This is a genomic window from Phenylobacterium sp. (genome assembly GCF_031360265.1).
Taxonomy (GTDB): Bacteria; Pseudomonadota; Alphaproteobacteria; order Caulobacterales; family Caulobacteraceae; genus Phenylobacterium.
This window is the reverse complement of record NZ_JANMBF010000037.1, coordinates 1-3505: the sequence shown is the minus strand read 5'-3', so window position 1 is coordinate 3505 and position 3505 is coordinate 1. Positions and strand designations below refer to the sequence as shown.

Here is a 3505-nt window from a genome sequence, read left to right as displayed (position 1 = left end):
CAGCGCGACCGCCCGGGCGAAGAGGATGTCGCCGACCAGCACGCTCGTGGGCGCCCCCCAGATCTGGTGGGCGGCGACCCGGCCGCGACGCAGCTGGGAGGAATCCACCACGTCGTCGTGCAGCAGGGTGGCGGTGTGGATGAACTCGACCGCGGCGGCGAGCTTCAGGCCGGCGTCGTCGCGGGCGCCGGCCAGGCGGGCGGCGGCGACGGTGAGCAGCGGGCGCAGGCGCTTGGCCGAGCCGGCGATCAGGTGGTCGGCCAGCGCCGGGATCACCGGCACGGGCGAGTCCATATGCTGGCGGATCAGGGCGTCGACGACGGCCATGTCGCGCGCGGCAAGCGCCGTCAGCCCGTCGAGCGACGGGGGTTTTTCGGCGACGGAGAGGCGTGCGGCGGCATCCACGCGGGCCTCGAACTCCTGACCTGGAACGACCCCCGCGGGGAGGCTGGGGCCGTTGGCAGGGACAATGGTGACGCGACAGGGCATGGTCAAGCGGACCGGCCTCCCGGATCACGTGACCGGACCTCACAAAACATGGACGAGACCACGGACGACAAGGTGCTGGACGGGCGGATAGGCCTTCGCCAGCCGGCCCGCGGCTATCGCGCCGGGGTGGACGCGGCCCTGCTGGCGGCGGCCTGCGACGCGCGGGCGGGGCAGCGGGTGATCGAGGCCGGATGCGGGGCGGGCGCGGCGCTGCTGGCGGCGGCGGCCCGGCGGCCGGACGCCCGGTTCGTCGGCGTCGAGCGCGATCCGGCGGCCCTGGCGCTGGCCCGGGGCAACATCGTGCGCAATGGCCTGGAGGCCCGCGTCGAGGCCGTCGCCGGCGACGTGGCCCTGCGATTCTCCGGCCTGGGCCTGCCAGCCTTCGACGCCGCCATGGCCAATCCGCCGTTCTTCGACGACCCTGAGGCCCTGCGGGGGCCGGCGGCCGAGCGGCGCGGCGCGTGGATGGCCGACGACGGACTGGCGGCCTGGATCGGCTTTCTCTCCAAGGCCGTGCGCGAAGGCGGGACGATCACCCTGATCCATCGCGCCGACCGGCTGGCCGACATCCTGGCCCTGCTGGCCCCCAAGGCGGGCTCGGCGCAGGTGCGCCCGGTGCTGCCGTTCGCCGATCAGCCCGCCAAGCGCGTGCTGGTCCGGGCGATCAAGACCGGCAAGGCGCCGATGCGGCTGCTGCCGCCCCTGGTGCTGCACGACCGCGAGGGCGGCAAACACACCCCCCAGGCCGAGGCGATCCTGCGCGGCGAGGCGGCGCTGGACTGGCTCTGACGCCGCCCCATGGGTCAGGACAGGAACTTGTCGCCGCGCATCCCCACCGGCCCGCGCGCGGCCGTCCGCAGCGGCGTCGTCGCGGCCAGGGCCGGCGCGTCCATCACGCTCTTGAACGCGACGCGGAACTTGGCCATGTCGTCGGGCGAGCCGACGGAGATCCGCACCGCATTGGGCCACACCGGCCAGATGCGGCCGATATAGACCTTCTCCCGCTGCATCCCGGCGATCACGCCGCGGGCGGGGCGGCCGGTGTCGATCATGAAGCAGTTGGATTGCGATGCGCCGATGGGCTTGAAGCCATTGGCCTTGAGGAAGGCGAGGGTCTCGATCCGGCTGTCGGCGATCCATTTCTTGCGGGCGGGGATCAGCACCTTGTCGGCGAGCGAGGCGCGCGCGGCGACCAGCGCGGTCACCGGCATGGCGTTCTGGTAGTAGGGCGTCAGCTTTGCCAAAAGGTCCGGGCGCGCGATGGCGACGCCGCAGCGGATGCCGGCCATGCCATAGATCTTGGAGAAGGTGCGCAGGACGATGATGTCCTTGCCGGCCACCACCTGGTCCAGCACGTCGTGCTCGTCGCTCAGGTGGATATAGGCCTCGTCCACCAGCAGGATCGAGCCCTTGGGCTTGTTCTCCAGCGCCCAGAGGATGTCCTCGCGCGACGTGATCGTGCCGGTGGGATTGTTCGGGTTGACGATGTAGATCAGGCCGGCGTTGGGGTCGGCGGCGACCATCGCCCTGACGTCGTGGGCATAGGTCGCGGTCAGCGGCGCCTTGTGGACCGCGGCCCTGGAGATCATCGCCGCCGCGGCGGCCGATTCATAGGACGGGTCGGCCATCACCAGGCTGCGGGTCGGCGAGGTGAAGGCCAGCGTGGCGTAGTGCAGGGGTTCCGACGAGCCGGCGTAGAAGGCGAGGGTCTCGGGCTTCAGGCCATGCAGGGCCGCGTATTCGTTGGTCAGGGCGTCCAGCTCGCCCATCCGGTCGTAGCGGCCGCCCAGCGGCAGGATCCTGATGATCGCCTCGCAGGCCGCCTTGCAGGGCCCCAGCGGGTTCTCGTTGGCGTTGATGATCACCGCATCGGGCGGCAGGACGCCCAGGCTCTGCGAGGCGAGCTTGGCCTGGGCCAGGGTCGCCTCGGTGACGATCGGCACGGCGGCCGCGAGCGCGGCGGCGCGCAGGAACGAACGGCGCCCCATCAGGGCCAGGTCGGGCTTGGAATCGGTCAACGGGATCATCCTTCGCTGGCGTGGAACAGGCCTCGGCGACATGCCGCCCCGCCGCCGCGCCGGCAACCGAGGTTCGTCGCGCCCGGCCGCGTTCCGGCGTCGCTGCATAAGCCCCGCGCAGACCTGCCGCCCACAGGTCAGATTTTTGGGCGCCAGAGGTTGGGGTTGGGGGTTGGAGATAAGGATGCGGACGCCGCCGCTGGCGCCGGACTTGGCCTGGTCCAATGTCTCCTGCCATCCCGGTCGCAAGCCTGCGCCCGCAGGCTGAAGCGCCGGGACCCTGGGGCCAACGCAAGCGGCTCTGGCTCCCGGATCGGCTTTTCAGCCTTACGGGATGACAGAGTTTTGGTGTTCGGGAGCTCTGGAAGTTGCGGAGGCGCGGTCGCGGGGACCCGCCGATCAGGAGGTGTTGTCGGGCGGCGGCGGGGCGTCGTGGCCGTTGGGGCGCGCGCCCGGTGCAGGGCCAGGCTGCGGCGGGGCGGCCGAGGCCACAGCCTTGTGCGGGGCCAGCACGGCGTCGGCCCTGGCGGCTTCCACGCCGAGCTCTTCGCAGAGCCGGGCGATCAGCTGGTCGGGGTCGAGATCGAGGAAGTCTTCGTCCTCGGAAACATCGTCGAGGCGCTCCTGGATCAATCCGAGAAGGTGGAAGGACTCGCCGTCGTCGTCCTGGATCTCCGGGTCCCAGTCGGCGCAGAGCTGCGCCTCGACGCCGCGCTGCAGCTGAAGCCTGCGCTGTCTGACCGCGACCGCGTGGACCTGCGCCTGAGCCTTGGCCGCCTCGGGCTCGCCGCGCAGCCGATCCTTCTCCAGCTTGCCGTGCAGGGCCACCGACTGGCGCGCGGACCGGGCGAGCTTGACCACGGTGTCGCAGAGCAGCGCCGTGTCCGCCGCCGTCTGCGCCTCAAACGCGCGCTGCTGGACCTCGCACAGCAGCGCCACGGTCTTCTCGGCGACGATGCCGAGCAACTGCTCGCGGCGTTCGGCTGTGGGGGTCGGGT

4 protein-coding genes are annotated in these 3505 nt (G+C 71.8%); 1 reads left to right on the top strand and 3 read right to left on the bottom strand.

The features are described from left to right. The coding region (locus RMN86_RS03060) for a polyprenyl synthetase family protein (RefSeq protein WP_309604355.1) at positions 1-405 on the bottom strand (405 nt) is incomplete at its 3' end. A gap of 132 nt (positions 406-537) precedes the next feature. Here RMN86_RS03060 and RMN86_RS03055 point away from each other — a divergent pair. Then, entirely contained in the window at positions 538-1278 is a 741-nt protein-coding gene (locus RMN86_RS03055) for a methyltransferase (RefSeq protein WP_309604354.1), read from the top strand. Positions 1279-1292: 14 nt separating this feature from the next. Here the strand turns inward: RMN86_RS03055 and RMN86_RS03050 are convergent, their stop codons facing one another. Further along, positions 1293-2516 (bottom strand): pyridoxal phosphate-dependent aminotransferase, encoded by a 1224-nt coding sequence (locus tag RMN86_RS03050; protein WP_405041303.1) that lies wholly within the window; start codon positions 2514-2516, stop codon positions 1293-1295. Positions 2517-2906: 390 nt separating this feature from the next. Further along, positions 2907-3505: hypothetical protein (locus tag RMN86_RS03045; RefSeq protein ID WP_309604352.1), on the bottom strand; the 599-nt coding region annotated here is incomplete at its 5' end.

Coding starts and splice junctions, on each gene's coding strand:
- RMN86_RS03055 (WP_309604354.1), top strand. CDS start 538: ATGGACGAGACCACGGACGACAAGGTGCTGGACGGGCGGATAGGCCTT.
- RMN86_RS03050 (WP_405041303.1), bottom strand. CDS start 2,516: ATGATCCCGTTGACCGATTCCAAGCCCGACCTGGCCCTGATGGGGCGC.